Annotated in this window: 29 protein-coding genes; 14 read left to right on the top strand and 15 right to left on the bottom strand. The window is 70.1% G+C overall.

What is annotated here, in order from left to right; genetic code table 11:
- Window positions 1-454: 454 nt before the first annotated feature.
- From ccsB to ACFUTX_RS13835, 7 genes are all read right to left on the bottom strand, one after another.
- Window positions 455-1,492: a c-type cytochrome biogenesis protein CcsB gene (gene ccsB / locus ACFUTX_RS13865; RefSeq protein WP_378865739.1), complete on the bottom strand. Its 1,038-nt coding sequence runs from the start codon at window positions 1,490-1,492 to the stop codon at window positions 455-457.
- A gap of 4 nt (window positions 1,493-1,496) precedes the next feature.
- Window positions 1,497-3,287 (bottom strand): cytochrome c biogenesis protein ResB, encoded by a 1,791-nt coding sequence (locus tag ACFUTX_RS13860; RefSeq protein ID WP_378865736.1) that lies wholly within the window; start codon window positions 3,285-3,287, stop codon window positions 1,497-1,499.
- On the bottom strand, window positions 3,268-4,110 hold the full coding sequence (locus tag ACFUTX_RS13855) for a cytochrome c biogenesis CcdA family protein (RefSeq protein WP_378865733.1): 843 nt from the start codon (window positions 4,108-4,110) through the stop codon (window positions 3,268-3,270). Before ACFUTX_RS13855 ends, ACFUTX_RS13860 begins: the two co-directional genes overlap by 20 nt.
- Window positions 4,107-4,742: a TlpA family protein disulfide reductase gene (locus ACFUTX_RS13850; protein WP_378865730.1), complete on the bottom strand. Its 636-nt coding sequence runs from the start codon at window positions 4,740-4,742 to the stop codon at window positions 4,107-4,109. Before ACFUTX_RS13850 ends, ACFUTX_RS13855 begins: the two co-directional genes overlap by 4 nt.
- Window positions 4,742-5,374, bottom strand: a complete 633-nt coding sequence (locus ACFUTX_RS13845; RefSeq protein WP_378865727.1) for a histidine phosphatase family protein — start codon at window positions 5,372-5,374, stop codon at window positions 4,742-4,744. The genes ACFUTX_RS13850 and ACFUTX_RS13845 overlap by 1 nt, the downstream gene beginning before the upstream one ends.
- Before the next feature lie 24 nt (window positions 5,375-5,398).
- A complete protein-coding gene (locus tag ACFUTX_RS13840; RefSeq protein WP_378865724.1) occupies window positions 5,399-6,118 on the bottom strand; it encodes a DedA family protein in 720 nt (239 codons plus the stop codon).
- A gap of 124 nt (window positions 6,119-6,242) precedes the next feature.
- A complete protein-coding gene (locus tag ACFUTX_RS13835; RefSeq protein WP_378865994.1) occupies window positions 6,243-6,722 on the bottom strand; it encodes a DUF6264 family protein in 480 nt (159 codons plus the stop codon).
- 96 nt (window positions 6,723-6,818) lie between these two features.
- Between ACFUTX_RS13835 and aspS the strand changes: the two genes are divergently transcribed.
- The 5 genes from aspS (at window position 6,819) to ACFUTX_RS13810 (ending at window position 12,284) form a co-directional block, all read left to right on the top strand.
- Window positions 6,819-8,159 (top strand): aspartate--tRNA(Asn) ligase, encoded by a 1,341-nt coding sequence (aspS, locus tag ACFUTX_RS13830; protein WP_378865721.1) that lies wholly within the window; start codon window positions 6,819-6,821, stop codon window positions 8,157-8,159.
- Window positions 8,160-8,303: 144 nt separating this feature from the next.
- Window positions 8,304-9,443 carry an ABC transporter substrate-binding protein gene (locus ACFUTX_RS13825; RefSeq protein ID WP_378865718.1) on the top strand — a complete coding sequence of 380 codons (1,140 nt, stop codon included), beginning with the start codon at window positions 8,304-8,306 and terminating at the stop codon, window positions 9,441-9,443.
- Window positions 9,444-9,496: 53 nt separating this feature from the next.
- Complete coding sequence (locus ACFUTX_RS13820) at window positions 9,497-10,378, top strand: ABC transporter permease (RefSeq protein WP_378865715.1); 882 nt, start codon at window positions 9,497-9,499, stop codon at window positions 10,376-10,378.
- Window positions 10,375-11,172, top strand: a complete 798-nt coding sequence (locus ACFUTX_RS13815) for an ABC transporter permease (protein ID WP_378865712.1) — start codon at window positions 10,375-10,377, stop codon at window positions 11,170-11,172. The genes ACFUTX_RS13820 and ACFUTX_RS13815 overlap by 4 nt, the downstream gene beginning before the upstream one ends.
- On the top strand, window positions 11,169-12,284 hold the full coding sequence (locus ACFUTX_RS13810) for an ABC transporter ATP-binding protein (protein WP_378865709.1): 1,116 nt from the start codon (window positions 11,169-11,171) through the stop codon (window positions 12,282-12,284). The genes ACFUTX_RS13815 and ACFUTX_RS13810 overlap by 4 nt, the downstream gene beginning before the upstream one ends.
- Before the next feature lie 30 nt (window positions 12,285-12,314).
- Here the strand turns inward: ACFUTX_RS13810 and ACFUTX_RS13805 are convergent, their stop codons facing one another.
- The 5 genes from ACFUTX_RS13805 to ACFUTX_RS13785 form a co-directional block, all read right to left on the bottom strand.
- Complete coding sequence (locus ACFUTX_RS13805; RefSeq protein WP_378865706.1) at window positions 12,315-12,572, bottom strand: glutaredoxin family protein; 258 nt, start codon at window positions 12,570-12,572, stop codon at window positions 12,315-12,317.
- A 34-nt stretch (window positions 12,573-12,606) separates the two neighbouring features.
- Entirely contained in the window at window positions 12,607-12,900 is a 294-nt protein-coding gene (locus ACFUTX_RS13800; RefSeq protein WP_378865703.1) for a rhodanese-like domain-containing protein, read from the bottom strand.
- Between the two features lie 69 nt (window positions 12,901-12,969).
- Window positions 12,970-13,068: a 30S ribosomal protein bS22 gene (locus ACFUTX_RS13795; protein ID WP_003792170.1), complete on the bottom strand. Its 99-nt coding sequence runs from the start codon at window positions 13,066-13,068 to the stop codon at window positions 12,970-12,972.
- An 81-nt stretch (window positions 13,069-13,149) separates the two neighbouring features.
- Window positions 13,150-13,341, bottom strand: a complete 192-nt coding sequence (locus ACFUTX_RS13790; protein ID WP_045277098.1) for a helix-turn-helix domain-containing protein — start codon at window positions 13,339-13,341, stop codon at window positions 13,150-13,152.
- 94 nt (window positions 13,342-13,435) lie between these two features.
- Complete coding sequence (locus tag ACFUTX_RS13785; RefSeq protein ID WP_378865699.1) at window positions 13,436-13,849, bottom strand: ArsR/SmtB family transcription factor; 414 nt, start codon at window positions 13,847-13,849, stop codon at window positions 13,436-13,438.
- Window positions 13,850-13,983: 134 nt separating this feature from the next.
- Between ACFUTX_RS13785 and ACFUTX_RS13780 the strand changes: the two genes are divergently transcribed.
- Both ACFUTX_RS13780 and ACFUTX_RS13775 read left to right on the top strand, forming a co-directional pair.
- The gene (locus tag ACFUTX_RS13780; protein ID WP_378865991.1) at window positions 13,984-15,363 is read left to right on the top strand and encodes a TrkH family potassium uptake protein; all 1,380 of its coding nucleotides are present in this window, start codon (window positions 13,984-13,986) and stop codon (window positions 15,361-15,363) included.
- Window positions 15,356-16,027: a TrkA family potassium uptake protein gene (locus ACFUTX_RS13775; RefSeq protein ID WP_169581887.1), complete on the top strand. Its 672-nt coding sequence runs from the start codon at window positions 15,356-15,358 to the stop codon at window positions 16,025-16,027. Before ACFUTX_RS13780 ends, ACFUTX_RS13775 begins: the two co-directional genes overlap by 8 nt.
- A gap of 199 nt (window positions 16,028-16,226) precedes the next feature.
- On the opposite strand, the gene proC is transcribed toward ACFUTX_RS13775, so the two are convergent.
- Complete coding sequence (gene proC, locus ACFUTX_RS13770; protein ID WP_378865696.1) at window positions 16,227-17,072, bottom strand: pyrroline-5-carboxylate reductase; 846 nt, start codon at window positions 17,070-17,072, stop codon at window positions 16,227-16,229.
- Window positions 17,073-17,142: 70 nt separating this feature from the next.
- On the opposite strand from proC, the gene ACFUTX_RS13765 reads away from it, so the two are divergent.
- From ACFUTX_RS13765 to ACFUTX_RS13740, 6 genes are all read left to right on the top strand, one after another.
- Window positions 17,143-17,556, top strand: coding sequence for an ArsR/SmtB family transcription factor (locus ACFUTX_RS13765; protein WP_378865693.1), 414 nt, complete (start codon window positions 17,143-17,145; stop codon window positions 17,554-17,556).
- A gap of 1 nt (window position 17,557) precedes the next feature.
- Window positions 17,558-18,238: an SRPBCC domain-containing protein gene (locus tag ACFUTX_RS13760; protein ID WP_378865690.1), complete on the top strand. Its 681-nt coding sequence runs from the start codon at window positions 17,558-17,560 to the stop codon at window positions 18,236-18,238.
- 136 nt (window positions 18,239-18,374) lie between these two features.
- Entirely contained in the window at window positions 18,375-19,487 is a 1,113-nt protein-coding gene (locus ACFUTX_RS13755; RefSeq protein WP_378865687.1) for an alpha/beta hydrolase, read from the top strand.
- A 52-nt stretch (window positions 19,488-19,539) separates the two neighbouring features.
- Window positions 19,540-20,505: a cation diffusion facilitator family transporter gene (locus tag ACFUTX_RS13750; RefSeq protein ID WP_378865684.1), complete on the top strand. Its 966-nt coding sequence runs from the start codon at window positions 19,540-19,542 to the stop codon at window positions 20,503-20,505.
- A 6-nt stretch (window positions 20,506-20,511) separates the two neighbouring features.
- Window positions 20,512-21,441, top strand: coding sequence for an LLM class F420-dependent oxidoreductase (locus tag ACFUTX_RS13745; RefSeq protein WP_378865681.1), 930 nt, complete (start codon window positions 20,512-20,514; stop codon window positions 21,439-21,441).
- A gap of 42 nt (window positions 21,442-21,483) precedes the next feature.
- Window positions 21,484-21,687 (top strand): alpha/beta hydrolase family protein, encoded by a 204-nt coding sequence (locus tag ACFUTX_RS13740; protein WP_378865678.1) that lies wholly within the window; start codon window positions 21,484-21,486, stop codon window positions 21,685-21,687.
- A 6-nt stretch (window positions 21,688-21,693) separates the two neighbouring features.
- Here the strand turns inward: ACFUTX_RS13740 and ACFUTX_RS13735 are convergent, their stop codons facing one another.
- Entirely contained in the window at window positions 21,694-22,125 is a 432-nt protein-coding gene (locus tag ACFUTX_RS13735; protein ID WP_378865988.1) for a nucleoside deaminase, read from the bottom strand.
- Between the two features lie 91 nt (window positions 22,126-22,216).
- On the opposite strand from ACFUTX_RS13735, the gene upp reads away from it, so the two are divergent.
- Complete coding sequence (upp, locus tag ACFUTX_RS13730) at window positions 22,217-22,849, top strand: uracil phosphoribosyltransferase (RefSeq protein WP_378865675.1); 633 nt, start codon at window positions 22,217-22,219, stop codon at window positions 22,847-22,849.
- A gap of 330 nt (window positions 22,850-23,179) precedes the next feature.
- Here the strand turns inward: upp and ACFUTX_RS13725 are convergent, their stop codons facing one another.
- The gene (locus ACFUTX_RS13725) at window positions 23,180-23,500 is read right to left on the bottom strand and encodes a DUF3467 domain-containing protein (protein ID WP_378865672.1); all 321 of its coding nucleotides are present in this window, start codon (window positions 23,498-23,500) and stop codon (window positions 23,180-23,182) included.
- Between the last annotated feature and the right edge of the window lie 27 nt (window positions 23,501-23,527).

Raw genomic sequence — 23,527 nt, 5'->3', positions numbered from 1 at the left:
GCCTCAACTCAGGCTGGACGGGCCAGCCATCGGCGCCAGCCCCGGGAATCCCCGCTCCCGCGCGCTCGGCCATCGAACGGAGCCTGAGTTGAGGCCAGGGTCCGGGCAGAACGTCGGCGCTTTCCCTCGCTGCAGGCGTTGGAGGCCCCCAACTCGGGGGGATCCGCCGCCGAGGGCCGACGGTGTGCACGCGGGGCGGCCTCCCCTGCCGTCGCATGCCTCAACTCAGGCCGGGCGCACCCCGGCCCCGGAACCCGCCCCGAAACCCGGGCCCCGCGCGCCCGCCGGCCGCCCCCAGCCTGAGTTACGGCAACGGTCGCGCCGAGCCGACACCGCCCCGAGCACAACGTCGGCCATCCGGTCGCGATCGCGCGAGAAAGCGGGGGAACAGCCCTCGGCGCCGCCGATCTCCGACGTTCTGCACGTCAGGACAGCACGCCCCGCCGGCGGCGGGTCAGCTCAGGCCGGAGTAGGCGTGGAGACCCTTGAAGAACATGTTCACGATCGTGAAGTTGAAGATCACGGCGGTGAAGCCGATGATCGACAGCCACGCCGAGCGCGACCCGCGCCAGCCGCGCGTCGCGCGGGCGTGGATGTATCCGGCATAGAGGACCCAGATCACGAAGGTCCAGACCTCTTTGGTGTCGAAGCCCCAATAGCGGCCCCATGCGTCGTTGGCCCAGATCGAACCGGCGATGAGGGTGAAGGTCCAGAAGATGAACCCGAGGATCGCGAAGCGGTACGCCAGCGACTCGAGCGCATCGGCACTCGGCAGCGTCCGCAGGAACCGCGGACCCGTCTTGACGACGCCCTCGGCCTCAGCGGCGGCGATCGTCTTGCGCTCCCGCCGGGCCTGCATCAGCTGCAGCACCGAGAGCCCGAACGCGAGGGCGAACAGGGCAGTGGCGAGCGAGGCGACGAAGACGTGGATGACGAGCCAGACCGACTTCAGCGGGTCCATGAGCGGCACGATCTCGGTGTAGAACCAGATCGCCGTGCCGCCCAGCAGCACCACGACGAGTCCCGTGATGAACGTGCCGAGGAACCGCAGGTCGTAGCGGAACAGCACCCCGAGGTACACCGCGACGATGAGCAGCGTGCCCGTCAGCGCGAACTCGTACATGTTCGACCACGGCACCCGCCCGGCCGCGATCCCTCGGGTGACGTCGGCGCCCAAGTGGAACAGGAACCCGAGGACGGTCAGCGAGGTGCCGATGCGTGCCCACACCAGTCGGGGGCGTGCGGACAGGGGGGCGTGGAGGGATGCCTCGGCGGCCCGCTCCTGCGCGCGCACCTGCGCGATGCCGGCCCGGCCACCCGCCCCGACGGCCGCCAGCTCGCGCACTTCGGCGTCCTTGGCGTCGACGGCGACAGCACCGCGCCGCGCGAGATCGACGGCGTAGGCGATGAAGGCGAGGGCGTAGATCGCGATCGCCGTCCAGACGAGGACCACCGACACCGAATCGAGTGAGAGGGCAGCGGTTTCGGGCATGATCTCAGTCTACTTTCGGGTTCTGGCTGGTCGTCCGGCGGTCGCCGAGGTCGCCGGGCTCGACGATCCCGGCACCGGCGAGCGCCTCGGCGTGCTTCGCGGCGAACTGGTCCACTGCTCCCGCGAGTGTCGGGTCCTCACCTCGGGCGAGCCCGGCGTACTCCACGCGCAGCCCCGCACCGGACGGCGTCACCTTCACCCACATGCGCCGGCGCGGGACGAAGAGAGCCGCGAGCAGACCGGCGGTCGCGAGCACCGCGAACACGAGCACCCAGGCGGCTGCGGCATCCCGATGGATCGACAGCGACGCGTACCGCTTCACCGACCCCTCGTATCCCTGGGCGCCGTCGGGTGCCTCATTCTCGAACGTGATGGAGCCGTACCCGCCCGGCAGGTCCCGCGTCTCACCAGGCGTGAGTTCGATGGCATCGACCCCGGTGCCGCGGCCGGCGAGCTTCTCCATGCCGCTCGGATCGAGGGTGTACACCGACCGGGGTGTGCCGTCGTCGATGCCGAGGTCGCCGACGTAGACGTCGAGCGACAGCACGGGCAGCACCAGATCGGGGTACGCCGAGGTGAACGCGCCCGACTCGAGCGGGGCCTGCGTGGGATAGAAGAATCCGACGAGGCCCATCTGGTCGGGCAGCCCGTCGGGCACCTTGACCACGCCGAGCGAGGTCAGGTTGTTGTCCTGCGGCAGGAAGGGGACCGACTCCGAGAACACGACGTCGCCGTCGGCGTCGCGGATCGTGATCGTGGGGGCGTATCCGTTGCCCATCAGGTAGACGCGGTCACCGGCCATCTCGAGCGGGTGGTTGACGCGCACCTCACCGGGCTCGGGCTGCCCTCCCGCCCGCTGGGTGGTGAGGTTGGCGACGAAGTCGCCCGCCTGTCCTGAGCCCTGCGCTCCGAGCGGCTGGTACGTGACGTCGAAGCGGTCGAGGGTGAGCGAGTACGGCGCGAGTGCGTTCTCGTCGACGAAGCGGCCCGGGTTGAACGAGGTGTAGTCGAGCATCGAGTTGACGAACGTGCGTCCCTCGATGATTACGGTTTGGCCGGTGTAGGTGAAACCTCCGCCGACCCCGACCGAGATCAGCACGCCGACGAGTGCCGCGTGGAAGACGAGGTTGCCCGTCTCACGCAGGTATCCCCGCTCGGCCGAGACCGAGAGCGTCGAGCCGGTGTCGTACCGCTCGACCCGGTACCCCGACCGCTTCAGCTGCTGCTGGGCCAGTTCGACGGCGGAGACGGCGGCGACGGATGCCTCGGCCCCGGCGCCGTCTGCCCCGGCGTCGCCGTTCACCCCGCCGGCGCCGAGCCGGTACTCCTCGGTGCGATGCACGTCGAGGCGCGACAGCCGCGCAGGCGTGCGCGGGGGCTGGGCCCGCAGCGCCTTCCAGTGGTGCTTGGTGCGCGGGATCACACAGCCGATCAGCGAGATGAACAGCAGGATGTAGATCGCCGAGAACCACGGCGACGTGTACACGTCGAACATGCTCAGGTTGTCGAGGATCGGCGCGAGGTCGGGATTGTCGGCGAAGTACTGGGTGACGCCGTTGGGGTCGGCGCTGCGCTGCGGCACGAGCGAGCCGGGGACGGCCGCGATCGCGAGCAGCAGCAGCAGCACGAGGGCGGTGCGCATCGAGGTGAGCTGACGCCATCCCCACCGCAGCCACCCGATGATCCCGAGCGCGGGCTGGGTGATGTCGTCGCCGCCGTCGGCGTGGTCGGACGGCCGGAGCGGCCGCGACGGGTCGTCCGAGGCGGTCGAGGTGTCAGAGAGGGAGCGGGACACTGCGGAACACCCCCTGCAGCTGAGCCATGATCTGCGTCCACACGCCGGTCACCATGAGGAGTCCGAGCGCGATGAGGAGCACGCCGCCGGCCACGTTGACGGCGCGGATGTGCCGGCGCACGAACGCCACGGAGCGGGTCGCCCACCCGAATCCGAGGGTGAGGAGCACGAACGGGATGCCGAGGCCCAGCGAGTACGCCACCCCGAGGAGCGCCGCCCGGCCGGCAGAGCCGCTGTCGAAGGCCATCGTAAGGATCACGGCGAGGGTGGGCCCGATGCAGGGCGCCCACCCGATGCCCAGCGCCACGCCGAGGAGCGGCGCCCCGATGAGGCCGAGGTTGCCTCGCACCTGCGGCCGCGCGATGCGCTGCGCGAGCCCGAAGACGCCGACGAACACGAGCCCCATCGCGATCACGACGACCCCGAGGATGCGGGTGATGAGCTCGGCGTACTCCAGCAGGAAGCGGCCCAGCGTGCCGCCGAGCATCGCGATGCTGACGAACACCACCGTGAACCCGGCGATGAAGAGCACGACGCCCAGGAGCAGCCGGCCGCGGGTCGGGGTCGAGGCATCCGTCCCCGCCCGCACCGCCGTCGCGGACGTCGCAGAATCCCGCGTATCACCCAGCGAACCGCCCGGATCCTGCGAGCCGGCGACGATTCTGCGCGGTTCGCGTGCCGTCACGGCGCCGCCGATGAATCCTAGATAGCCGGGCACCAGCGGCAGCACGCACGGCGACAGGAACGAGATGAGCCCCGCGAGCACGGCGATGGGGATCGCGACCAGGAGCGAGCCGTCGGCGACGAGCGCGCCGGGGTTCACGACTCCTCCAGCGCGTCGGACACGAGCGTCTCGAGGATCGAGGTCTCGCTCAGCTGGCCGATCACGCGGGCCGCGACCCGGCCTTCGCGGTCGAGCACCAGCGTCACCGGGACAGCGTTGAGCGGCGTCTGCCCGGCGAAGGCGAGCTTGATCGACCCGTCGACGTTCGCGAGGGCGCTCGGGTAGCTCACGCCGTACGTCTCGGCGAACGCCTGCGATGCCTCCGCGCCGTCGTACAGGTTGATGCCGAGGAACTCGACCCCGTCGTCGGCGAACGCCTGATTGACCTCTTCGAGCAGCGGCGCTTCGACGCGGCACGGCGCGCACGCGGCGTACCAGAAGTTCACGACCAGCACGTCGCCGCGGTAGTCGTCGCTGGTCGCCGTCTCGCCGGTGTCGAGCACGCCCTCGAAATCGACCGGCTCGGTGCGGTCGCCGGGCGCGATCTCGACGACCTCGAACCCGTCGGCCGCGATGAAGCCCTTCCCGTCGCCGGAGCGGTACTGCTCCGCGAGCGGGTCGCTCGTGCACGCCGCGAGACCCGCGACGAGGGACAGCGCGAGGAGAGCGGATGCCGCGGCCCGCGCACGCCCGAGAGGCCGGCCTGCCCGGGATCGACCGCGAGCGACCATCACACCGCCCCCACGTCGACGGCGCCCGACAGCGAGGCGGGCTCGGCGTAGGCGATCTCGGTCCACTTGCCGTCGTCGCCCATCTCGAAGCTCGTGACGCTCGACAGGGCGCAGCGCCGCTCGCGCGGGTCGTGCCGGAACGGCAGACCGGCGACCGCGAGGTGCGTGATCCAGATCGGCAGCTGGTGCGAGACGATCACCACGTCGCCGGACTCGACCTCTTTCCACGCCTGCGTCATGGCCTTGTCCATGCGCACGACCACGTCGGCGTACGGCTCGCCCCAGCTCGGCAGCGCCGGCTTGCGCAGGTGGCGCCAGTTCCACGGGTTGAGCAGCGCGAGCGTCATCCGCCGGCCCTCGAAGACGTTGGTCGGCTCGATGACCCGGTCATCGATGCGGGGCTCGAGTCCGAAGAGCTCGGTGAAGGGCTCGGAGGATTCCTGCGTGCGCTGCAGCGGCGAGCACACGAGCGAGCTCACCGGGCGATCGAGCGAGCGCACGTATTCCGCGGCCTGCCTCGCCATCTTGCGGCCGTCGACGCTGAGCCCATAACCGGGAAGTCGCCCGTAGAGCACGCGGCTGGGGTTGTGAACCTCCCCATGGCGCACGAGATGAAGGCGGTCGGCGGGCACGTGTCCAGTCTACGGCGGGCTCTTCTATGAGTCGCCTGAGCGCCGGTCGGCGCCCACCGTCTCGCGCTCGACCTCGGCCTCCGGGGTCTTGTCGTCGCTGCCGCGCGATGCCGCGATGAGGGCGCGCGTGCGCACGAACACGAACCACGCGACCGCGAGGGCCACGACCCCGATCACGACGTACTGCACCACGTCGACGTACTGCTCGACGATGTGCCACGACTCGCCGAGCAGGAATCCCGCGAGCACGAACGCCGTGTTCCAGATGAGGCTGCCCAGCGCGGTGAGCGCCCCGAACTTCCACAGCGGCATCCGGGTCACCCCGGCGGGGATCGAGATCAGGCTGCGGAAGATGGGGATCATGCGCCCGAAGAACACCGCGACCCCGCCGTGCCGGTGGAACCACGCGACGGTGCGGTCGATGTCCTCCGGGTGCATGAGGGGCACGCGAGAGGCGATGCGCCGCAGGCGGTCGACGCCGAGCCATGCGCCGAGTCCGTAGAGCAGGAAGGCGCCGACGATCGAGCCGGCGGTCGTCCAGGCGATCGCTTCGAACAGGGTGAACGAGCCGTTGCTCGCGGCGAGGCCGGCCATCGGCAGCACGACTTCGCTGGGCAGCGGCGGGAAGAGGTTCTCGAGCGCGATCGCGATGCCGGCGCCCGCGGGCCCCACGACGTCCATGAGCGAGACGGACCAGTCGAGCAGGGCTCCGAGCCACGAGCCGTCGGAGGTGGTTTCGGTCATCGGGGGCTTCGCCTTCGGTGATCGGATGCCGCGACCCGGCCGGGTGCGCCGAAAACCACGCTAGCCGGGCCGGATGTGTCGTTCCTGGGTGCTGACCCCCGAATCCGTGTGACCGGATCCGGCGTCAGACGGAGGAGCCGGGCACGCCGGCGGACGTCACGGCGAACGCGAGCGCCAGCGCGCCGACGATCGCGGCGGCTCCGACGAGCGGAACCCAGAAGGCCAGGCGGCGCTTCACCATCAGCACGATGGCCACCACCGCGGTCGCGATGAGCGCGACCCACGGCAGGATCATGCCCATCAGCCAGCCGATCGTGATGAGCTCGGTGCTGCAGTCCCGGACGCCGCAGGGGTCGGATGCCATGACGAGGAACATCCCCATGAGAGAGGCGAGCGCGGCCAGCACCGCGTCGCCCACGAGAAGGATGATCGTCACGACGACATCCCACACCCGGACGGGGCGCTTCGCGGTGCCTGCGGGCGCGACGCCGACCGGAGTCGGCTGCCACGGCGGCGGGACCGGCGGCTGCTGCGGCATCGTCATGCTCGCATCGTAGCGACGACGGTCCCCTGCCGTGCGCGCCTCTGGCGAGGAGGTCTCGATACGCTCGTACGTCGCTACTCGACCTTGACCCCCGTCGCCTCAACGCGAGCATGCGCTCGCATTGACCCGACGGGCGTCAACGTAGACTGGTCCCTCGTGAGTGAACGCGTTCTCGTGAACCAGCTGCAGGGTCTCGCCGACGGCCCCGTGTCCGTCTCCGGATGGGTCGAGACCGTCCGCGACCAGAAGAAGGTGCAGTTCGTCATTCTTCGCGATGAGACCGGCGCGGTGCAGCTCGTGAACCCGGCGACGCGGCCGGCCGAAGACGGTTCGGAACAGGATGCCGCGGCCCTCGCCCTCACCGACCTCATCTCGAACCTCGCGACCGGCACGTTCCTCACCGTCACCGGCGAGCTCAAGCACGACGAGCGCGTGAAGCTCGGCGGCGTCGAGATCAAGATCGCGAACCTCGACATCGCGGCGGCCGCGCTCCCCGAGACGCCCATCGCGGCGGACAGCGGACTCGACAAGCGCATGGACTGGCGCTTCCTCGACCTGCGTCAGCGCCGCAACAACCTGATCTTCCGCGTGCAGACGACGCTCGAGCACGCGATGCGCACTTACTGGATCGAACGCGACTACGTCGAGATCCACTCGCCGAAGCTCATGGCGTCGGCCTCGGAGTCCAACGCCGAGCTGTTCGAGGTGCCGTACTTCGAGGAGAAGACGGCCTACCTGGCCCAGTCGCCGCAGTTCTTCAAGCAGATGGCGCAGGTCGCCGGGTTCGGCAAGATCTTCGAGATCGGCGACGTCTACCGCGCCGACCCGTCGTTCACCAGCCGCCACGCGACCGAGTTCACCTCGATCGACGCCGAGATCAGCTGGATCGACTCGCACGAAGACGTGGCCACCATGCAGGAGGAGCTTCTGCAGACGGCCTTCCAGGCGGTGAAAGACAAGCACGGCGCCGAGATCGAAGAGCTCTTCGGCATCGAGGTCGTGGTTCCCCGCATCCCGTTCCCGCGCATCCCGCTCGCCGAGGCGCGCCAGATCGTGAAGGACCGCGGCTACGACATCCCGCGCACCGACGGCGACCTCGACCCCGAGGGCGAGCGGCAGATCTCGGCCCACGTCGAGGAGACCTACGGCCACCAGTTCGTCTTCATCACCGACTACCACCCCGAGATCCGCGCGTTCTACCACATGCGCGACGAGCAGACCGGGCTGACGAAGAGCTACGACCTGCTGTTCAAGGGCGTCGAGATCACGACGGGCGCGCAGCGCGAGCACCGGGTCGACGTTCTCGTCGAGCAGGCGAAGGAGAAGGGGCTCGACCCCGAGCACCTGGCGTTCTACTTCGACTTCTTCCGGTACGGCGCCCCGCCCCACGGCGGGTTCGGCATGGGCCTCGCCCGCGTGCTCATGCTACTGCTCGGCGAGTCGTCGATCCGCGAGGTCACCTACCTCTTCCGCGGTCCCACGCGTCTCGCCCCCTGACCGGATGAGCGGCCATCGACCGCTCATCCGCCGTTCACCCGGCGTCCCGCTGACGATTCATTCACGGCTCGTAGCGTCCACTCGTTCCCCGTTCGCCGAGCGCGTTCCCACGCGCCCGGCAGCGGCTACCCGAGAGGATCACACATGTCCCGCATCACCACCCGCCGCCTCGCGGCGGTCGTCGCGGTCGGAGCCGTCGCGGCGCTGACCCTGGCCGGCTGCGCCGGAGCCTCCACCCCGTCCGCCGAGGGCGATGGCTCGACCGTCGACGCGTCGACGGCGACGAGCCTCGCCGACTTCGGCTCGCTCGAAGACCTCGAAGAGGCCGCGAAGGCCGAGGGCCAGCTCAACGTCATCGCCCTTCCCCGCGACTGGGCGAACTACGGCGAGATCATCGACCTCTTCGCCGAGCGGTACCCCGAGATCACGATCAACGAGCAGTCGCCCGACATCTCCAGCGCCGAGGAGATCCAGGCCGCCGAGACGAACGAGGGCCTCGACACCGCCCCCGACGTGTTCGACCTCGGTCTGACGGTCGCGCTCGAGAACACCGACTGGTTCGCGCCGTACCAGGTGGCGACGTGGGACGACATCCCCGACGCCCTCAAGGAGCCGTCGGGCCTGTTCGTCGGCGACTACGGCGGCTACATGTCCGTCGGCTACGACTCGTCCGAGTTCGAGGCCCCCGAGTCGCTGGACGACCTCCTCGGAGACGAGTACCGCGGCGCCGTGGCCATCAATGGCGACCCCACCCAGGCCGGTGCCGCCTTCGCTGCGGTCGGCCTCGCGACCGTGCAGAGCGACGGCACGCTCGACGACTTCCAGCCGGGCATCGACTACTTCTCCGAGCTGAACGCCGTGGGCAACACGCTGAAGGTCGACGTGACGTCGGCGACGGTCGCGAGCGGCGAGACGCCGGTCGTCTTCGACTGGGACTACCTCAACGCCGCGCACCAGACCGACAACCCCGACTGGGAGGTCGTCGTCTTCCCCGGCGTCGGGTACGCCGGCTACTACAACCAGGCGATCAACCGCGATGCCCCGCATCCGGCCGCCGCGCGCCTGTGGCAGGAGTTCCTCTACAGCGACGAGGTGCAGAACCTGTGGCTGAAGGGCGGCGCCCGCCCCGTGCGCATGGAGGCGATGATCGAGGCCGGCACGATCGACCAGGAGCTGGCCGACGCCCTCCCCACCGCCCCCGAGGAGACGGTCGTCCCCACCGAGGAGCAGTCGGCGAACGCGGGCGAGCTCCTCGGCGCCGAGTGGGCCGCGGCCGTCCAGTGACCCCAGCCCCGGTCCTCGCCGGTCCCGACCTGGACCGTGCGACGAGCGCAGCCGTGCCGGAGCCATCCGCTCCGGCACGGCCGGGCGCCGGCGCGGGATGGGCCGTCATCGGGCTCGTCCCCTTCGCCGCCTACCTGCTGCTCTTCCTCGTGCTGCCGACGGTGCTCGCCGTCGGGTCGGGACTGTTCGACGGTGAGGGCCGGCTGACCTTCGACAACGTCGCCGCGCTCGGCGACCCCGTCATCCTGCAGACGTTCTGGAACTCGACCTGGATCTCGCTGCTCACCGCGGTGGCGGGCGCCCTGATCGGGGCGCTCGCCTGCTACGCGCTGCTGGGACTTCCCGAGACGGGGGCCGTCCGCACGATGGTGGATGCCGCGTCCAGCGTGCTCGCCCAGTTCGGCGGCGTCATGCTGGCGTTCGCCTGGATCGCGACCATCGGCCTCCAAGGGGTCGTGACCCAGGCGCTGCTGACGTGGTTCGGGATCGACATCTTCGCCGACGGCGCGTGGATCTACGCGCTGCCGGGTCTGATCCTCCCCTACCTCTACTTCCAGGTGCCCCTCATGGTGATCACGTTCATGCCGGCCATGTCGGCCCTGCGCCCGCAGTGGGCCGAGGCGAATCTCACGCTCGGCGGCACCGCCGGCGGATTCTGGCGTCACATCGGCATCCCCGTGCTGGCGCCGTCGTTCCTCGCGAGCCTGCTGCTGCTGTTCGCGAACGCGTTCTCGTCGTACGCGACCGCCGCGGCGCTGGCGAGCCAGGGCTCGCAGATCGTGCCGCTGCAGATCCGCACCGCGCTGACGAGCGAAGTCCTCCTCGGCCGCGAGAACCTCGCCGGAGTGCTCGCCTTCGGCATGATCGTCGTCGTGGCCCTCGCGATGTGGGGGTACGCGGCGATCCAGCAGCGCGCCTCGAGGTGGCGCGCATGACCGGCATCGCCCCGCGCACGGGCACGCGGTGGGTCATCGGCGTTCTCGTCGGGGCCTTCCTCGCTCTCCCGCTCGTCGCCACGTTCCTCTTCACCCTCTCGTCGCGCAACGGCGCACCGACGTTCGAGCGCTGGGCGGGTCTGCTCGACCCGGCGAACGCGTCCGTCTACCGGCCGATCTGGACGGGCCTGGCGAACTCGCTCGTCCTGGCGGCGGCGACGGTGCTGATCGTGCTGTTCGTCCTCGCGCCGACGATGGTGCTCGTCGCCCTGCGGTTCCCCAGGCTCCGACGCCCCTTCGAGTTCATCGCGCTCCTTCCGCTGACGATTCCCGCCATCGTGCTCGTCGTCGGGCTCGCGCCGATCTACCTCCAGATCGGCCGCACCCTCGGTACCGGCGCGTGGACCCTCGCGTTCGCCTACGGCATCCTCGTGCTGCCTTTCGCCTACCGTTCGATCCAGGCGTCCATCGACGCGGTCGACCTGCGCACGCTCACCGAGGCGGCTCGCACCCTCGGAGCCAGCTGGTACACGATCCTGGTGACGGTGATCGCGCCGAATCTGCGGCAGGGGCTGCTCGCGGCATCCCTCATCTCCGTCGCCGTCGTGCTCGGCGAGTTCACGATCGCGTCCCTGCTCAACCGGCAGGTGTTCCAGACCGGGATCCTCGTCGTCAGCAAGATCGACGGCTACGCGGCGGCCATGTTCACGCTGCTCGCGCTCGCCTTCGCATTCCTCCTGCTGCTCGTCATCGGCCGTGCCGGCCGCGCCCGATCCGGAAGGACCCGCCCATGACCTCCGCCGACACCGCTCCCCGTCCCCTGCCGTCGACGGGCGACAACGCCCTCCTCGCCGAGGCCGGCGCCGGCACCCGCGTGGAGTTCCGCGGTGTCGTGAAGGACTACGGGCAGACCCGCGTGCTCCACGGGGTCGACCTCGACATCGCGCCGGGCGAGTTCGTGTCGCTGCTCGGCCCCTCGGGCTGCGGCAAGACGACGGCACTGCGCGTGCTCGCCGGTCTCGAGCCCGCGACGGGCGGCTCGGTGCTGCTGGGCGGCAAGGACATGACCCGCGTCGCCACCAACCGGCGCGACATCGGCATGGTCTTCCAGTCGTACTCGCTGTTCCCGCATCTGCGCGTGCTCGACAACACCGCGTTCGGGCTGCGCCGGCGTGGGGTGGGCAAGAGGGATGCCGCGCACCGCGCCGCCGATGCCCTCGACCTGGTGGGACTCGGTCACCTGGCCGACCGCTTCCCGCACCAGCTGTCGGGCGGCCAGCAGCAGCGTGTCGCGCTCGCGCGGGCCCTGGTGACCGAGCCGCGCGTGCTGCTCCTCGACGAGCCGCTGTCGGCGCTGGACGCGAAGGTGCGGGTGCAGCTGCGCGACGAGATCCGCCGCATCCAGCTGCGCCTGGGCATCACGACGGTGTTCGTGACGCACGACCAGGAGGAAGCGCTGGCGGTGTCCGACCGGATCGCGGTCATGGATGCGGGACGCATCGAGCAGATCGGCTCGCCCGAAGAGCTCTACCTGCACCCGGCCACGGCAGGCGTCGCCGCGTTCGTGGGCGTGTCGAGTGTGGTGTCGGGCGTCGTCTCGGGCGGGTGCGTCGAAGTGTGGGGGCAGCGCATCCCGCTCCTCGCACCCGAGGCCGAGGGAGAAGTGGACGTGTTCCTGCGCCCCGAGAACGTGCGGTTGGTCGGTGCGTCCGACCCCGGGGTGGAGGCGGCGGTGCAGGAGAGCACGTTCCTCGGCAGCTTCCGCCGCACTCTGGTGCGGACCGCGGACGGGTCGCTGGTCCGGGTGCAGCACGCGGCTTCGGAACGGGTGCACTTCGACGACCGCGTGCGCATCGCCGTCGACCCGGTGCCGGTCGCGGTGCGCCGCCGCCCCGATGCCGCGTGACCCGCGGCATCCGTCCCCGCGAAGCTCCCGTCAGCGGGTGAGCGCAGCGGTGAGCGCGTCGCGCAGCCGGTCGGGAGACACGCGCCAGTGGCCGTGCAGCGATCCGTCGATCAGCACGACAGGGATCTTCTCCCACCACTGCGCGTAGAGGGCGGGATCGTCGGCGATCGACAGCTCCTCGATCTCGACCTGGTCCTCGGGCAGTTCGGCGACCACGGTCTCGACGATCTCGCGGGCCACCTCGCACAGGTGGCAGTCGGGCTTGCCGATGAGGGTGAGGGTGGTCACGCCCTCAGTCTAGGAGCGCGCCGGATGCCTCGGCTCACTGCTCCACGGGGTAGCCGGCCGCGATCCACTCGTCGGTGCCGCCGTCGACGTTCGTCGCGTCGTATCCGCGCGCGACGAGCGCCTCGACCACGCGGCCCGAGCGCCCGCCCACCTTGCAGATGACCGCGAACGGACCGTCGGGCAGCTCGTCGAGGTGCTCGCCGATGGTCGACATCGGGAGGTTGACGGCACCCGGCACGCGCCCTCCCTCGAACTCCCATGGCTCACGCACATCGACCACGGGGGTGTCGGGCCGCTCGCGGAGCTGGTGGACGGTCATCGCCGGCATGGGGTCTCCTTCGGGGTCGGGCATACACGAAGCGCCCGTCCGGAGACAGGCGCTTGGTGCCGAGGCCGCTTACTTCTTGTTGCGGCGCTGGTGGCGAGTCTTGCGAAGCAGCTTGCGGTGCTTCTTCTTCGCCATGCGCTTGCGGCGCTTCTTGATGACAGAACCCACGGAAAACCTCACAATGTCGGGGTCTGGGCGCGACTCTTGCGCGCCCGGGAACGGGCAGATCGAAAAATGCCTCGGGACAGTCTAGCCGACGTCGGCGATCGGCCGTTGCAGGGCCTCGGTCACCGCGGACTCGGGCACACGGTAGCTGCGGCCGAATCGCACGGCCGGCAGTTCGCCCGCGTGCACGAGCCGGTACACCGTCATCTTCGAGACGCGCATGAGCTCCGCGACCTCGGCGACGGTCAGGAAGCGCACGTCGGGCAGCTCCGCCATTTCATCCCTTTCCCCAGAAGTGCTTGCCACACTCTAGAGCTTCGCAGGGACGCGTGTAAACCTGTGTGACGGGTGATAATTCTGAGCCGAGTGCTCAGCGCCCGGGCAGCTTCTTCAGCGCGCTGGCGACGGCGTGCTTCGCGGATGCCGCGGCCCGGCCCACGACGTCGGCCGCGAGTGCGGCCGAATCGGGCAGCGACGACGCCGGGACCAGCGCCGACACATCGTCCGCGCCGTTGCCGAGGAACGGGACGAGCCAATCGTCGACCTCGTCGAGGGGCTCGGCGGAGAGACTGTAGTACCGGTGCTGACCGACCTCGCGCACCGAGACGAGATGCGCCTCGCGCAGCACCTTCAGGTGCTTCGAGACCGTCGGCTGGCTGGCACCCAGCTCGCTCACGATCTGCGACACGCTCGTTCCCCGTTCGCCGGCGGTGGCACGATCGAGAAGGAGCCGCAGGATGTCGCGACGCGTACCGTCCGCGATCACGTCGAAGATGTCCGCCATGTGCTCAGATTAGTCATGAGCCCCGCGGAGTACCATGAGGACGACCGCCGGACCGTGGCATAGGGAGGACCCGCATGTCGGAAGGCTGGCGCGTCGTCGGCGCTCGCCGCCTCAGCGCGGTCGGTCACGAGGTCATGGAGTTCTTCCGCGATCTCACGCAGCGCTCCCCCGCCCGCTTCGCGATCATCATCTTCCTGTCGCTGATCCTCGTCTTCACCGGCTTGTTCTCGTTGCCGATCGCGAACGCGAAGGGAGAGGTCACACCCTTCGCCGACGCGTTCTTCACGGCGGTGTCGACGATCTGCGTCACCGGCCTCGCGACGGTCGACATGGCGACCTACTGGTCGCCGTTCGGGCACGTGCTCGTCTTCATCGGCGTGCAGATCGGCGCCCTCGGCGTCCTGACCCTGGCCTCGATCCTCGGCCTGGTGATCTCGCGGCGCCTCGGGCTGCGCGCCAAGCTCATCGCGGCGAGCGACTCCAATCCGCTGCGCACCCATGGCGGCCCGGTCAACGAGGGCCAGACGGTGCAGCTCGGCCAGATCGGCTCGCTCCTCCTGACCGTCGCCCTCTCCACCCTCGTGATCGAGGCGATCGTCGCCGTCCTGCTCTTTCCGGGGCTGCTGGTCGCCGGGGTGCCGTGGCAGGTGGCGCTCTGGGAGGCGCCGTTCTACGCGGCGATGGCGTTCACGAACACCGGCTTCACGCCGAACCCCGAAGGGCTCGAACCCTTCGCGCACGACTACTTCTTCCTGACCGTCCTGATGTTCGGCGTCTTCCTCGGCTCGATCGGCTTCCCCGTCATCTACACGCTGCGCCGACACCTCTGGCACGTGCGGCGGTGGTCGCTGCACACCAAGCTGACACTCATCACCACCGTGGCGCTGTTCTTCGCCGGCGGAGTCGCGTTCCTCGTACTGGAGTACGACAACCTCCTCACGCTCGGGCGCGAGGACGCCTGGGACACCACCTTCCAGGCGTTCTTCCTCTCGGCGATGACCCGTTCGGGCGGCTTCGCGGTGCTCGACATCGGCGAGCTGAACCAGTCGAGCCTGCTCGTGGGCTGCATGCTGATGTTCGTCGGCGGCGGCTCGGCGTCCACCGCCGGCGGCATCAAGGTCACGACCCTCGCCGTGATCGCCCTGGCCGTGTGGTCCGAGGCGAAGGGACGCGCGTCGAACCAGGTGTTCGGCCGCCGCATCCCCAGCGACGTGCTCCGCGTGGCGCTGTCGGTCGTCGCGTGGGGCGCGACCATCGTCGCCGTCTCGACGATCATCATCACGCAGATCACCAAAGCCGACCTGGGAGATGTGCTCTTCGACGTCATCTCGGGCTTCGCGACGGTCGGGCTCTCCACCGGCCTCACTGCCGAGCTTCCCGACAGCGCCATCTACGTCATGGCCGTGACGATCATCATGGGTCGCGTTGGTACAGTGACTCTCGCCGCGGCCGTGGCCGCGTCATCCCGATCGCAGCTGTACTCGCTGCCCGTGGAAAGGCCGATCGTTGGTTGAACGGATCCGCAGCGACGCTCCCGTCCTGGTGATCGGGCTCGGGCGCTTCGGCGCCGCGTGCGCCGGTGAACTCGACCGCCTCGATCGCGAGGTGCTCGCGATCGACGACAACCTCGAGCTCGTCCAGAAGTGGTCGGAGCGCGTCACCCACACCGTGCAGGCCGACGCACGCAACATCGACGCGCTCAAGCAGATCGGAGCGCAGGACTTCCAGGTCGCCGTGGTCGCGGTGGGCTCATCGATCGAGGCATCCGTCCTCATCACCGCCAACCTCGTCGACCTCAAGGTGCCGCAGATCTGGGCGAAGGCGGTCTCGCAGTCGCACGGCAAGATCCTCGCCCGCGTGGGCGCCAACCACGTGATCTACCCGGAGCGCGAGGCCGGCGAGCGCGTCGCGCACCTGGTGAGCGGGCGGATGCTGGACTTCATCCGCTTCGACGACGACTTCGTGCTGGCCAAGATGTATCCGCCGAAGTTCATCCGCGGCGTCGGCCTCAACGAGTCGGGCGTGCGCACCAAGTACAACGTGACCGTCGTCGGCGTGAAGAGCCCCGGCAAGCCGTTCCGCTACGCCGAGGCGGCCACCGTGGTGACCAACCACGACCTCATCATCGTGTCGGGCACGAACTCCGACATCGAGCGTTTCGCCGCGCTCGACCGCTGAGCTGCCGGCCCGGCGTCCCGCTTTTCGGGGCCGATGTCCCACTTCTGGTCGCCCCCACCGCCCGCAGGCGCCGAAAAGTGGGACATGCCCGAACCCGGCATGCCCCGCACTCGAGTCCGTGTCCCACCTTTGGTCGCCCACACCGCCCGCAGGCGCCGAAAAGTGGGACATGCCCGAACCCGGCATGCCCGAACGGGGGTCAGGTGCCGGCGGCGAGCTCCTTCGCCCGGGCGAGGGCGGCGTCGGTCGCTTCGGCGAAGATCCGGTCGAGGCGCGCGTCGTGAAGAACGGCGACAGCGCGCTCGGTGGTGCCTTTCGGGCTCGTCACCCGGCGCCGGAGCTCGGCGGGGTCGACATCGGATGCCTCGAGCAGCGCGGCTGCGCCGATGAAGGTCTGCTCGGCCATCAGCCGGGCGTCGGCCTCGCTGAAGCCCTTGCCGACGGCCGCTTTCGTGAACTCCTCCACGACGAGGAAGAAGTACGCGGGACCCGAGCCCGAGATCGTCGACAGCTCGTCGATCTGCGACTCCGGCACCTCGATGACCGAACCCACCGTCTCGAACAGGCGCCGGACGACGGCGACCACCTCCGGGCCGGCGTGAGAGCCGGCGGCGAGCCCGGTGACGCCCTTGCCGACGAGCGACGGCGTGTTCGGCATCGAGCGGAGCACGGCGACGTCGGAGCCGAGGATCTGCTCGAACGTCGCGATCGTGACCCCGGCGGCGATGCTCACCACGATCGTTCCGGGACGCAGCGACGGGCCGATCTCGCGCAGCAGGTCGGGCACCATCGCCGGCTTCACGCCGATCAGCACGATGTCGGCGGTGGTCGCGGCATCCGTGTTCGCTGACGGTGCGTCCTCGAGCGAGAGGCTCGTGACGCCGTCGAGCTCGGCGAGCGCCGCCGCCTTGTCGGGCGTGCGGTTGGTGACCGTCACTCCGCCCGCAGCGAGTCCCGACCGGACGAGGCCGTAGAGGATGGCGCCGCCCATCGAGCCGGCGCCGAGGATCGCGATTGGAGGAAGAGGCGGGAGGGTGTCAGTCATGGCGCCATCCTACGAGCGATGGTGCTGTTTGCGTCTTGACTTATATAAGACGGGATGCAATGATGAGCGCATGCACGCGCTCGACGTCCTCGGAGATCCGGTTCGCCGCCGGATCCTCGAGCTGCTCGCCGACGGCGAGCGCAGCGCGGGTGACATCGGCGCGGCCGTGCAGGCGGAGTTCGGCATCTCGCAGCCCGCGGTGTCGCAGCACCTGCGCGTCCTGCGCGAGGCGGGATTCACGAGCGTGCGCCCCGAGGGCACGCGTCGGCTCTACGCCGTCGACCCCGAGCCGCTGGCAGCCGCGGCGGCGTGGTTCGACCCCTTCCGCCGCTTCTGGCAGCCGCACCTCGACGCGCTCAGCACCGAGCTCGCGCGAGGCAAGCGCGAGCGACGCCGGGCAGCCGAGCGCGACGCCTCGCGAATCGACCCCGAACCCACCGAACCCGCCGAACCGAACGAACCGACCGATCCACAGGAGGACTGACATGGTCGACGTGCAGCGACAGCTCGACGACGTGACTCGCGGAGTCGCCGCGACAGAGGTCGACGGCGCCCCGGCCAACGTGCAGACGCTGGCCCAGACGTATCCCGCGCCCATTGACGACGTGTGGGATGCCGTCACCAGCGCCGACCGCATCGCACGGTGGTTCCTGCCGATCTCGGGCGACCTCCGCCTCGGCGGCCGGTATCAGATCGAGGGGAACGCCGGCGGCGAGATCCGGGAGTGCGTCCCGCCGTCGGAAGGCACCGCGCACTACACCGCCACGTGGGAGTTCGGCGGCGGGGTGACCTGGCTGACCGTCACGCTGCGCGCTGAGGGCGCGGACGCCACGCGCTTCGAGCTGACCCACGTCGCGCGCGTCGCCGACATCCCGCCGGGGTTCTGGGAGCAGTTCGGTCCGGGCGCGACCGGTGTCGGCTGGGACGGCGGGCTCCTCGGGCTCGCCCTGCACCTCGGCGGCGCGGTGGACGGCCCCTCCCCGTCCGAGGCGGCGGCGTGGGCGGCGACGCCCGAGGGCGATGCGTTCTACCGCGGTGCGGCCGACGCGTGGGGCGCCGCGCATGTCGCTGCCGGCGCCGACGCCGCGGCCGCCACCCGGGCTGCGGCGAACACCTACGGGTTCTACACCGGCCGAGCACCGGAGGACGAGTCCGCGGCCGAGTGACGCCGTGATTCCGGATGCCGGGGGCCGAGGCATCCGGAACCGCAGAAAGTTCCTGCGGCGGGCGCGGCTCGCGACGATATCATCGTGGCAACGGGGGCGAGGGCGCCTCCGGCGTGGACTGCGGGAGGCCCTGAAAATGACCCTCTTCGACGGCATCACCGAACGCGTCATCGAGACGCCGCGGCTGAACGTCAACATCCTCGAGCGTGTGGGCGACTCACCCCAGACGCCCGCGGACCGCACGGTCGTGCTCATCCACGGCAACGTGTCGTCGTCGCTGTTCTGGCAGGAGCTCATGCAGGACCTGCCGTCCGACCTGCGGGTCATCGCGATCGATCTGCGCGGCTACGGCGGCACGGAGCATGCACCGCTCGACGCCACGCGCGGCGTGCGCGACTTCAGCGACGACGTCTTCGGCGCGCTCCAGGCGCTCGGCATCGAGACGGCGCACTTCGTCGGGTGGTCGATGGGCGCCGGCGTGATCATGCAGTACGCGCTCGAGCACCCGGTGCTCAGCCTCACTCTCGAGTCTCCGATCTCGCCCTACGGTTTCGGCGGCACGCGCCGGGACGGCAGCCGTCTCACCGACGACGACGCCGGCACGGGCGGAGGGGCGGCGAACCCGGACTTCGTGCAGCGGCTCATCGACCACGACGTCAGCGACGACGCCCCGACCTCGCCGCGCAGCGTCTTCCGCTCGGGCTACGTCGCTCCCGGCTTCCAGACCGAGAACGAAGACGTCTGGGTCGAATCGATGCTCACGACCTCGACGGCCACCGGCAACTACCCCGGAGATTCCGTCACCAGCGCGAACTGGCCGGGGTTCGGCGCCGGCGACATCGGCGTGCTCAACACGATGACGCCCGGCCACTTCGACGTCTCGGGCATCGCCGACCTCGCCGAGAAGCCGCCGATCCTCTGGGTGCACGGCACCCTCGACGCGATCGTGTCGGACGCCTCGTTCTACGACCTCAACAACCTCGGCAAGCTGGGGATCGTGCCGGGCTGGCCCGGCGACGAGATCGCTCCGCCTCAGCCGATGGTGACGCAGATGCGCGACGTGCTCGAGCGCTACTCGACGGGCGGCGGACAGGTCACCGAGCTGAGCCTCGACGGTGTGGGCCACACCCCGCACCTGGAGCGCCCGGCGGAGTTCCGCCACGGCCTGCTCACCGTGATCGGCTACGTGGGGCCGGCCGCCCACCCGGCCCCGCCGACCGAGGCGGTCATCATCCGATCCGCCGATTGACGGTTTCGCAAGGGGGTCCCGGACGTCTCCGGCGCCTCCGTAGACTCGTCGCATGAGTGCTTCCGGCGGCAGCAAGGCGATCCTCGCGGCCTTCCTGGCCAACATGGGCATCGCGCTGGCGAAGTTCATCGCGTGGTTCATCTCGGGCTCGGCCTCGATGCTCGCCGAGGCGATCCACTCGGTCGCCGACTCGGGCAATCAGCTGCTGCTGATGCTCGGCGGCCGCCGCGCGAAGAAGCGGGCCGACCGCGAGCACCCGTTCGGTTACGGTCGCGAACGCTACGTCTACGCGTTCGTCGTCTCGATCATCCTCTTCTCGGTCGGTGGCCTGTTCTCGATCTACGAGGGCGTCGAGAAGCTCACGCACCCGCACGAGCTGACGAACTACTGGATCCCGATCGCCGTGCTCGTCATCGCGATCGTGCTCGAGTCGTTCTCGCTGCGGACGGCGATCCGCGAGAGCAACCACGTCCGGGCCCGCGGCCAGTCGTGGGTGTCGTTCGTCCGGCACGCGAAAGCCCCCGAGCTGCCGGTGGTGCTGCTCGAAGACATCGCCGCCCTCACCGGCCTGGTCTTCGCCCTCTTCGGCGTGGGCATGACCTTCCTCACCGGCAACCCGATCTTCGACGCGATCGGCACGCTCATGATCGGGGCACTGCTGATCCTGGTCGCCATCGCGCTCGGCATCGAGACGAAGAGCCTGCTGGTCGGCGAGGGGGCGACGGATGCCGATCACGACCGCATCGTCGACGCCATCGCCGCGGGGTCCGAGGTCGAGAAGCTGATCCACATCAAGACGCTCTATCTCGGACCCGACGAACTGCTCGTCGCGGCGAAGCTCGGCTTCGCCTCCGACCGACCCCTGGGCGAGGTGGCGGCCGACATCGACCGCATCGAGCAGCGCGTGCGCGAGGCCGTGCCGACCGCCCGTGTCATATACCTCGAGCCCGACATCTACCGCCCCGGCGACGATCCGGCTCCCGCGACCGAAGAGTTCATCGTGCGGTCGAGCGACTGATCCGGCATGGAGTACTGCGTCTTCACCGAACCCCAGCAGGGGGCGAGCTACGACGATCAGCTCGCGTTCGCGCAGGCCGCCGAGCGGCTCGGGTTCGACGGTTTCTTCCGGTCCGACCACTACCTGCGCATGGGCGCCGGCGACCCGTCACCCGGCCCGACGGACGCGTGGACCACGCTCGCCGGTCTGGCCCGTGAGACCTCGCGCATCCGCCTGGGCACGCTCGTCTCGTCGGTCACCTACCGGCAGCCGGGCATCCTCGCGATCCAGGTGGCGCAGGTCGACGCCATGTCGCACGGGCGCGCCGAGCTCGGACTCGGGACGGGCTGGTTCGAGCGGGAGCACCGGGCCTACGGCATCCCGTTCCCGGCGAAGCGGTTCGGCCTGCTCGAGGAGCAGCTCGAGATCGTGACGGGGCTGTGGGGCACGGCCGCGGACGCGACGTTCAGTTTCTCGGGCGAGCACTACGAGCTGGTCGACGCGCCCCCGCTCCCCCGCCCCGTACAGGAACGGGTGCCGGTGATCGTCGGCGGGGCCGGGCCGCGCCGCACACCCGAGCTCGCAGCTCGGTTCGCGACCGAGTTCAACATCGGCTTCCAGCCCGAGGCCATGATCGCGGAGAAGTTCGCGGGCGTGCGGGCCGCGTGCGAGCGGCTCGGCCGCGACCCCGGGTCGCTGAAACTGTCCGTCGCGCTGCCGACGCTGGCCGGAGCATCCGAATCCGAGCTCGAGCGCCGGGCGGCGAACATCGGGCGCACGGTCGACGACGTGCGCGGCGACACGAACATCGTCGGCGGTCGCGACGAGATCGTGGCGAAGGTGCAGCGGCTCGCCGCGCTCGGCGCGCAGCGCGTGTACCTGCAGCTGCTCGACCTGCAGGACGTCGAGCAGGTCGAGTTCCTCGGCACAGAGGTGCTCCCGCGCCTGCCGCGCTGATCAGCGCCGCGGCGCGGTGCGGGCCTCACCTACCTCGACCGCATGCGCGCACCGCTGTTGGTGATGCACGGCACGGCGGACGAGGTCACGCCGGTCGGGTGGTCGCGCTTCCTCACGTCGCAGTGGGAGGCGGCGTCGAAAGAGGTCGAGCTCATCGAGGTCGAGGGCGCCGATCACTGGATGAACGGCGACGGCGGTTTCGTCGCGCACGCGGTCGCGACCTTCCTCGCCGAACAGATGCCCTGACGGCGATCAGCGCCGCGCGTCGAAGAAGTCACGAAGAAGAGCGGATGCCTCGGCCTCCCGTACCCCGGCGACGACCTCGGCGCGGTAGGGCAGGCGTCGGTCGCGCACCACGTCGTACATCGATCCGGCCGCACCGGCCTTGTCGTCCCACGCGCCGAACACCAGCCGCGACACCCGCGATTGCAGGGCGGCACCCGCGCACATCAGGCAGGGCTCGAGGGTGACGACGAGGGAGCACCCCTCGAGGTTCCAGGAGGCGAGGGATGCCGCGGCCCCCCGCAGCGCGACCACCTCGGCGTGGGCGGTGGGGTCGTGGGTGGCCTCGCGGAGGTTGCGTCCTCGGCCGATGACCCTACCCGAGGCATCCGTCACCACCGCGCCGACGGGGACGTCGCCTTCCCGCCCCGCGGCGGCGGCGAGGTCGAGGGCGAGGTCCATGGCGGCGGCGTCGGCGGGCTGGACGGTCACACGTCGAGCGTAGGCCCACGCTCACCTCGGGCACGTCGCCCGCACGCACTAACCTGGGGTCATGCGCCTGCACGTCGCCGACCACCCCCTCATCACCCACAAGCTCACGGTGCTGCGCGACCAGCGCACCTCGTCGCCGGTGTTCCGTCAGCTCACCGAAGAGCTCGTCACGCTGCTGGCCTACGAGGCGACCCGCAACGTGCGTGTCGAGCCGCTCGAGATCCAGACCCCCGTCACGACGACGACCGGCGTCAAGATCGGCGAGCCACGGCCACTGGTCGTGCCGATCCTGCGCGCCGGCCTCGGCATGCTCGAGGGCATGGTCAAGCTCATCCCCACCGCAGAGGTCGGCTTCCTCGGCATGGTGCGCAACGAAGAGACGCTCGAGCCTTCGACGTACGCGGAGCGCCTTCCCGACGACCTCAGCGACCGGCAGTGCTTCGTGCTCGACCCGATGCTCGCCACGGGCGGCTCGCTCGGCGCGGCGATCGAGTTCCTGTTCGCCCGCGGCGCCCAGGACGTCACGGCCATCTGCCTGCTCGGCGCCCCCGAGGGCGTCGCAGCGATCGAGAAGCAGGTCGACGGGCGCGACGTGACGCTCGTGCTCGGCGCCCTCGACGAGCGCCTCAACGAGAAGGGCTACATCGTGCCCGGTCTCGGCGACGCCGGCGATCGCCTCTACGGCACCGTCTGACCGGTCGGCGGCGTCCCGCATTCAGGGGACACAACGACGCGGGCCCTCCGCGGCGGTCGACGCGAGTGCCCCCCGGCCTTCTCCGAGTCGCCAAGACACGCCGCTCGGCCGCGCGCGGGTCGGCGTGTCTTGGCGACTCAAGGGGGCTGCCCGCTGATGAGTTCGGGCGCGGCCGCGCCCACCGTGCGGAAAAAGAACGGTGCGGCACCCGCCCCTCGCCGAACGAATGCCGCACCCGCGCCTATCCGACGCATGACCAACGGTACGTCGAAGAAAGAATCGGCCGAACGGGCTTGACACGGCCGGGGGAGGCCGTTTAGAGGCTGCGGCTCAGTCGTCGAGGAGCGGGCCCGGGGTCGTGCGACGGCCGGTCTCCTGCTCCCAGAACTCCAGCTGCTGGGTGAGCGCTTTCGCGAGCTCGAACACCTGCTCGGGAGGGATGCGGATGCGGCTCACGACACGCGCCGGCACGATCGTGTGCCGCTCCCCCGTCTCGGGGTCGACCTGGTCGCGCGGCGGCTGCGCCAGGGTGAGGAAGTCCATCACGAAGACCGTCGGGGTGTGCCACACGTTCGCGAAGTCGGCGTAGGCTCCGCCGATGAGCTCGGGCGGCAGATCGATCTCGAACTGCCGGGGCGCCTCATCCACCATCGGTTTCTCCTCCCACGCGTCGGGCCG

It is taken from the genome of Microbacterium sp. NPDC057407 (assembly GCF_042803895.1).
Taxonomy (GTDB): domain Bacteria; phylum Actinomycetota; class Actinomycetes; order Actinomycetales; family Microbacteriaceae; genus Microbacterium.
This window is presented reverse-complemented; position numbering and strand designations above follow the sequence as displayed.

Bases quoted from the DNA above. Each gene is read 5' to 3' on its own strand.
- ccsB (WP_378865739.1), bottom strand. From the start codon at position 1,492: ATGCCCGAAACCGCTGCCCTCTCACTCGATTCGGTGTCGGTGGTCCTC.
- ACFUTX_RS13850 (WP_378865730.1), bottom strand. From the start codon at position 4,742: ATGGTCGCTCGCGGTCGATCCCGGGCAGGCCGGCCTCTCGGGCGTGCG.
- ACFUTX_RS13840 (WP_378865724.1), bottom strand. From the start codon at position 6,118: ATGACCGAAACCACCTCCGACGGCTCGTGGCTCGGAGCCCTGCTCGAC.
- ACFUTX_RS13825 (WP_378865718.1), top strand. From the start codon at position 8,304: ATGTCCCGCATCACCACCCGCCGCCTCGCGGCGGTCGTCGCGGTCGGA.
- ACFUTX_RS13815 (WP_378865712.1), top strand. From the start codon at position 10,375: ATGACCGGCATCGCCCCGCGCACGGGCACGCGGTGGGTCATCGGCGTT.
- ACFUTX_RS13810 (WP_378865709.1), top strand. From the start codon at position 11,169: ATGACCTCCGCCGACACCGCTCCCCGTCCCCTGCCGTCGACGGGCGAC.
- ACFUTX_RS13800 (WP_378865703.1), bottom strand. From the start codon at position 12,900: ATGCCGGCGATGACCGTCCACCAGCTCCGCGAGCGGCCCGACACCCCC.
- ACFUTX_RS13790 (WP_045277098.1), bottom strand. From the start codon at position 13,341: ATGGCGGAGCTGCCCGACGTGCGCTTCCTGACCGTCGCCGAGGTCGCG.
- ACFUTX_RS13785 (WP_378865699.1), bottom strand. From the start codon at position 13,849: ATGGCGGACATCTTCGACGTGATCGCGGACGGTACGCGTCGCGACATC.
- ACFUTX_RS13780 (WP_378865991.1), top strand. From the start codon at position 13,984: ATGGAGTTCTTCCGCGATCTCACGCAGCGCTCCCCCGCCCGCTTCGCG.
- proC (WP_378865696.1), bottom strand. From the start codon at position 17,072: ATGACTGACACCCTCCCGCCTCTTCCTCCAATCGCGATCCTCGGCGCC.
- ACFUTX_RS13765 (WP_378865693.1), top strand. From the start codon at position 17,143: ATGCACGCGCTCGACGTCCTCGGAGATCCGGTTCGCCGCCGGATCCTC.
- ACFUTX_RS13760 (WP_378865690.1), top strand. From the start codon at position 17,558: ATGGTCGACGTGCAGCGACAGCTCGACGACGTGACTCGCGGAGTCGCC.
- ACFUTX_RS13755 (WP_378865687.1), top strand. From the start codon at position 18,375: ATGACCCTCTTCGACGGCATCACCGAACGCGTCATCGAGACGCCGCGG.
- ACFUTX_RS13750 (WP_378865684.1), top strand. From the start codon at position 19,540: ATGAGTGCTTCCGGCGGCAGCAAGGCGATCCTCGCGGCCTTCCTGGCC.
- ACFUTX_RS13745 (WP_378865681.1), top strand. From the start codon at position 20,512: ATGGAGTACTGCGTCTTCACCGAACCCCAGCAGGGGGCGAGCTACGAC.
- ACFUTX_RS13740 (WP_378865678.1), top strand. From the start codon at position 21,484: ATGCGCGCACCGCTGTTGGTGATGCACGGCACGGCGGACGAGGTCACG.
- ACFUTX_RS13735 (WP_378865988.1), bottom strand. From the start codon at position 22,125: ATGGACCTCGCCCTCGACCTCGCCGCCGCCGCGGGGCGGGAAGGCGAC.
- upp (WP_378865675.1), top strand. From the start codon at position 22,217: ATGCGCCTGCACGTCGCCGACCACCCCCTCATCACCCACAAGCTCACG.
- ACFUTX_RS13725 (WP_378865672.1), bottom strand. From the start codon at position 23,500: ATGGTGGATGAGGCGCCCCGGCAGTTCGAGATCGATCTGCCGCCCGAG.